Origin of the sequence: Streptomyces sp. NPDC058662 (genome assembly GCF_042716255.1) — a bacterium.
GTDB lineage: Bacteria > Actinomycetota > Actinomycetes > Streptomycetales > Streptomycetaceae > Streptomyces.
This window is the reverse complement of record NZ_JBHXRU010000060.1, coordinates 1-5,253: the sequence shown is the minus strand read 5'-3', so window position 1 is coordinate 5,253 and position 5,253 is coordinate 1. Positions and strand designations below refer to the sequence as shown.

At 72.7% G+C, this 5,253-nt stretch carries 4 protein-coding genes; 1 reads left to right on the top strand and 3 read right to left on the bottom strand.

All coding sequences use genetic code 11. The features are described from left to right. Positions 1 to 108 precede the first annotated feature (108 nt). Positions 109 to 1,191: a sugar phosphate nucleotidyltransferase gene (locus ACFWUQ_RS20720; protein WP_384539907.1), complete on the bottom strand. Its 1,083-nt coding sequence runs from the start codon at positions 1,189 to 1,191 to the stop codon at positions 109 to 111. 111 nt (positions 1,192 to 1,302) lie between these two features. Beyond that, positions 1,303 to 2,475 carry an acyl-CoA dehydrogenase family protein gene (locus tag ACFWUQ_RS20715; protein WP_327414339.1) on the bottom strand — a complete coding sequence of 391 codons (1,173 nt, stop codon included), beginning with the start codon at positions 2,473 to 2,475 and terminating at the stop codon, positions 1,303 to 1,305. A 205-nt stretch (positions 2,476 to 2,680) separates the two neighbouring features. Here ACFWUQ_RS20715 and ACFWUQ_RS20710 point away from each other — a divergent pair, with 205 nt between their 5' ends. After that, positions 2,681 to 4,024: a UDP-glucose dehydrogenase family protein gene (locus ACFWUQ_RS20710; protein ID WP_384539904.1), complete on the top strand. Its 1,344-nt coding sequence runs from the start codon at positions 2,681 to 2,683 to the stop codon at positions 4,022 to 4,024. Positions 4,025 to 4,053: 29 nt separating this feature from the next. Here the strand turns inward: ACFWUQ_RS20710 and ACFWUQ_RS20705 are convergent, their stop codons facing one another. Further along, entirely contained in the window at positions 4,054 to 5,142 is a 1,089-nt protein-coding gene (locus tag ACFWUQ_RS20705) for a membrane dipeptidase (RefSeq protein WP_384539901.1), read from the bottom strand. Between the last annotated feature and the right edge of the window lie 111 nt (positions 5,143 to 5,253).

Sequence of the window (5,253 nt, the reverse complement as noted above, 5' to 3'; positions counted from 1 at the left end):
TTTTTTATGATACTCTTTGTTTAGGATCTTCGGGGCGTTCGTGGGGGGGGGGGCGCGGGGGGGCTGGGGTGGGGGGGGCCGGGTTACCCCCCGCGGCGCGTCCGGCCCTCAGGCGTCCGAGGAGAAGCGGAGCGCGGCGGCGGGCAGCCGTGCCTCGCACCACACCCGCGCCCCGGCGCGCAGTTCGTTGTCGGCGCCCACGACGGCTCCGTCGCCGACCACCGTGCCGTCCAGCACCGTGCGCGGCCCCACCAGGGCGCCCGCGCCGATCAGGCTGGCGCTGACCCGGGTGTCCGCGCCCACGGTCGCTCCGTCCAGCACGATGGAGCCGCGGACGTCCGCGCCGTCCTCGATCCGGGCGCCCGCCCCGACGACGGTGCCGCCGGACAGCTTGGCGCCCGCCGCCACGCGGGCGCCCGGCAGGACCAGGGACTCGCCCCGGGGGCCGGGGACGGCCGGGGAGGGGACGACCCCGCGGACCAGGTCGGCGGAGGCCTGGATGATCGCCTCGGGCTTGCCGAGGTCCATCCAGTACGTGTTCTCGGTGACGCCGTGCAGCCTGGCCCCGGAGGCGAGCAGACCCGGGAAGGTCTCGCGCTCGACGGAGACCGGCCGGCCGGCCGGGATGGAGTCGATCACGCTGCGGCGGAAGACGTAGCAGCCGGCGTTGATCTGGTCGGTGATGATCTCTTCGGGGGTCTGCGGCTTCTCGGTGAAGGCCAGGACCCGCCCGTCCGGGTCGGTGGGGACCAGTCCGAAGGCGCGCGGGTCGTCGACGCGTACGAGGTGCAGGGAGACGTCCGCGTCCGCGGCCCGGTGGGACTCGACCAGGCCGGCGATGTCCAGGCCGGTGAGGATGTCGCCGTTGAAGACGAGGACGGGCGAGTCCGGCCCGCCGGTCAGGCGCCGCGCCGCGTTGCGGATGGCGCCGCCGGTGCCCAGGGGCTCGTCCTCGACCACGTACTCCAGGCTGAGGCCGAAGTCGGAGCCGTCGCCGAAGTAGGGCTCGAAGACCTCGGCGAGGTAGCAGGTGGCCATGACCACGTGCGTGACGCCGGCGGCGGCGGCCCTGGCTATCTGGTGGGCGAGGAACGGCACACCCGCGGTCGGCACCATCGGCTTGGGGGTGTTGACCGTCACCGGGCGCAGCCGTGTCCCCTGTCCGCCGACCAGCAGGATCGCTTCCGTCATTGCGTTCTCCCCAACCGAATCCGGCGTACGAAGGTCCAAATTTAGCCCATCCGGTGGGCGTGCAAAGGCCGGAGGCGGATGTACGCATCCGCCTCCGGCCTGGGGGTTCGTCTACGGCAGGTTACGTGCCATGACGATCCGCTGCACCTGGTTCGTGCCTTCGTAGATCTGCGTGATCTTCGCGTCGCGCATCATGCGCTCCACCGGGTAGTCACGGGTGTAGCCGTAGCCGCCGAGGAGCTGGACGGCGTCGGTGGTGACCTCCATGGCCACGTCCGAGGCGAAGCACTTGGCCGCGGCGCCGAAGAAGGTGAGGTCCTCGTGCGCGCCGCCGGCGGAGACGCGCTCCGAGCGGGCCGCCGCCGAGTACGTCAGCTGGCGGGCGGCCTCGATCTTCATGGCCATGTCCGCGAGCATGAACTGCACGCCCTGGAAGTCGCCGATCGGCTTGCCGAACTGCTTGCGCTCCTGGACGTACCCCTTGGCGTAGTCCAGGGCGCCCTGCGCGATGCCGAGCGCCTGGGCCGCGATGGTGATGCGGGTGTGGTCCAGGGTCTTCATGGCGGTGGCGAAGCCGGTGCCCTCGGCGCCGATCATGCGGTCGGCGGGGATCCGGACGTTGTCGAGGTAGACCTCGCGCGTCGGGGAGCCCTTGATGCCGAGCTTCTTCTCGGGGGCGCCGAAGGACACGCCCTCGTCGCCCTTCTCCACGACGAAGGCGCTGATGCCCTTGGAGCGCTTCTCCGGGTCGGTGACGGCCATGACCGTGTAGTACTCGGAGACGCCCGCGTTGGTGATCCAGCGCTTGACGCCGTTGAGCACCCAGAAGTCGCCGTCGCGCACCGCGCGGGTCTTCATGCCCGCGGCGTCCGAGCCCGCGTCGGGCTCGGAGAGCGCGTACGAGAACATCGCGTCGCCCTTGGCGAGCGGGCCGAGGTACTTGGCCTTGAGCTCCTCGGAACCGGAGAGGATCACCGGGAGCGAGCCGAGCTTGTTCACGGCCGGGATCAGGGAGGAGGAGGCGCAGACGCGGGCCACCTCCTCGATCACGATCACGGTCGCGAGGGCGTCGGCGCCCGCGCCGCCGTAGGTCTCGGGCACGTGGACGGCGTGCAGGTCGCTGGCGACCAGGGCGTCGAGGGCCTCCTGGGGGAAGCGGGACTCCTCGTCGACCGCCGCGGCGAACGGCAGGATCTTCGCCTCGGCGAGCGATCGGACGGACTCGCGGAGCATGTCGTGCTCCTCAGCCGGTCGGTACAGGTCGAAGTCGGCAGAACCCGCCAAGATCTCTCACTCCCCAAGGTGATGCGTGATGCTAACTACCGTTAAGTAACCGAAGCTTAGTGTCCGCTCCGCCGATGGCGATATGGACGGCCCACGTGAGTTGCGTGACAGCGGGGCGGGCGGTCGGTGCTGCCGGGGAGCGTCCCCCCGGACGGGCCCGACTATGCTCAGTGGCCGCAAACGGCCCCGCACCTCTGGAGCACCCATGGCCCCCCTCAGGATCACAGTGATCGGCACCGGATACCTCGGTGCGACCCACGCCGCGGCGATGGCGGAACTGGGGTTCGAGGTGCTGGGGCTGGACGTGGTCCCGGAGAAGATCGAGATGCTCGCGGCGGGCCGGGTGCCGATGTACGAGCCGGGGCTGGAGGAGCTGCTCGCCGCGCATGTCGCCGGGCTGCCCGGCTCGACCGGCCGACTGCGGTTCACCACCTCCTGGGAGGAGGTCGGCGCCTTCGGCGACGTCCACTTCGTATGCGTGAACACCCCGCAGAAGCACGGCGAGTACGCGTGCGACATGTCCTACGTGGACGCCGCGATGGCCTCGCTGGCCCCGCACCTGACCCGGCCCGTGCTGGTCGTCGGCAAGTCGACGGTCCCCGTCGGGTCGGCGCAGCGGCTGGCGGCCCTGCTCACGGAGCTGGCCCCGGCGGGCGCGGACGTCGAGCTCGCCTGGAACCCGGAATTCCTGCGGGAGGGCTTCGCCGTGCAGGACACCCTGCACCCGGACCGCGTCGTCATCGGGGTCCAGGGGGAGCGCGGCGAGAAGCTGCTGCGGGAGGTGTACGAGACGCCGATGTCGGAGGGGACTCCGATGGTCGTCACCGACTTCCCGACCGCCGAGCTGGTGAAGACGGCCGCGAACTCCTTCCTCGCCACGAAGATCTCCTTCATCAACGCGATGGCGGAGGTGTGCGAGGCCGCCGGCGGCGACGTGGTCAAGCTGGCGGAGGCCATCGGCTACGACGAGCGCATCGGCGCGAAGTTCCTGCGGGCCGGGATCGGCTTCGGCGGCGGCTGCCTGCCGAAGGACATCCGCGCGTTCATGGCGCGGGCGGGCGAGCTCGGCGCCGACCAGGCGCTGACCTTCCTGCGCGAGGTCGACTCCATCAACATGCGGCGCCGCGGCCACATGGTCGAGCTGGCGCGCGAGGCGGTCGGCGGGTCCTTCCTGGGCAAGCGGGTCGCGGTCCTGGGCGCGACCTTCAAGCCGGACTCGGACGACGTGCGGGACTCGCCTGCGCTGAACGTGGCGGGGCAGATCCACCTCCAGGGCGGGCAGGTGACCGTCTACGACCCCAAGGGCATGGACAACGCCCGCCGGGTGTTCCCGACGCTCGGTTACGCCCACTCCGCCCGCGAGGCGGCCCGGGGCGCGGAGGTCGTCCTGCACCTCACCGAGTGGCGGGAGTTCCGCGAGCTCGACCCGGCGGAGCTCGCCTCCGTCGTCACCGACCGGCTCGTCCTCGACGGCCGCAACGCGCTGGACCCCGTCCGCTGGCGCGCGGCGGGCTGGACGTACCGCGCGATGGGCCGCCCCAAGGCCTGAGGGCCGGGGCCCGGGGCCCGGGGGCCGCGTCAGGGGGTGCGGCGGTGCTGGGCGGCGCGGGCGGTGAACTCCACGTCACGCAGCACCCGCAGGGCGTTGCCCCAGGTGAGCAGGGCCAGGTCGGACTCCGGCCAGCCGCGGTCCAGGAGCTCCGCGAGCAGCCGCGGGTAGCCCGAGGGGTCGGTGAGGCCCGTCGGGCGGGGGACGCCCGGTTCGGCGCCGAAGGCCGCGCCGAGGCCGACGCACTCCGGGCCGGCCACCGCCCGTACGTGGTCGAGGTGGTCCGCCACCGCGTGCAGCGAGTCCCCGGTCCGCGCGGTGTCGAAGGTGACCATGGCCAGGCCGTTCGCCGCGCGCAGCGCGAGCAGGACCTCGTCGGTCACATTGTCGGGGTGCGGGTTCAGTGCCGCCGCCGCCGTGTTCGACAGGACGGCCGGCGCCTTGGAGGCCCCGGCGATCCGGCAGGCGGCCACCGGCGGGCAGCCGGCCAGGTCCAGCAGTACCGCCAGGCGGTTCGCTTCCTTGACCACCTCGTGGCCGAAGGCGGTCAGCCCCTCCCGCGCCCATTGCGCGCCGCCGGGCGCGAGGATCCGTACGCCGAGGGTGTGGAAGGCGCGGAGCGGGCTGAGGGAGTCGGTGAGGGTACGGCCGGAGACGGGGCCGAGCAGCGAGGCGATCCGGCCCCGGTTGCGGGCGTCCACCAGGTCGTCGGCGCTCAGCGCGAGGCAGAGGCCGTCGGGGTAGCGGCGCACGAGGGCCAGCGCCACATCGATCTGGTCCAGGGTGTCGGACACCACCTGGTCGGCGGCGCCGCTCGCGTGCGGCCCGGCCGACGGCGGCAGCAGGGACCAGAACTGGGCGCCCACTCCCCCGGCGCGCAGCCGCGGGATGTCGGTGTCCACTCCGGTGTCCGGGGTGTCGATGTCGTGGTACGGGCTCTGCCGCAGGGTCCAGACGAGCGTGTTGCAGCCGTCCGCGACGGGGTGGACGGCGAGGAGCGCGGCGGCCCGGTCGAGGGCACCGGCCACGGGCGCGGCGGGTGTGTCCTCGGCTCCGAGGGAGCCGGGGCCGACGGGGACGTGGCCCGTGTCGGGACGTTCATCCTGCAGGTCGGCCATCGCGTTCGCTCCGTCTCGGCGGCAGCAGGGAGAGGTGGTGCCACCGTGACACGGGGGAGGTGCGGGTCGCCCGGCGGATGTGGCGTTCGGGTGCACTCCGCGGGCCGCGGC

Bases quoted from the DNA above. Each gene is read 5' to 3' on its own strand.
- ACFWUQ_RS20720 (WP_384539907.1), bottom strand. From the start codon at position 1,191: ATGACGGAAGCGATCCTGCTGGTCGGCGGACAGGGGACACGGCTGCGC.
- ACFWUQ_RS20710 (WP_384539904.1), top strand. From the start codon at position 2,681: ATGGCCCCCCTCAGGATCACAGTGATCGGCACCGGATACCTCGGTGCG.
- ACFWUQ_RS20705 (WP_384539901.1), bottom strand. From the start codon at position 5,142: ATGGCCGACCTGCAGGATGAACGTCCCGACACGGGCCACGTCCCCGTC.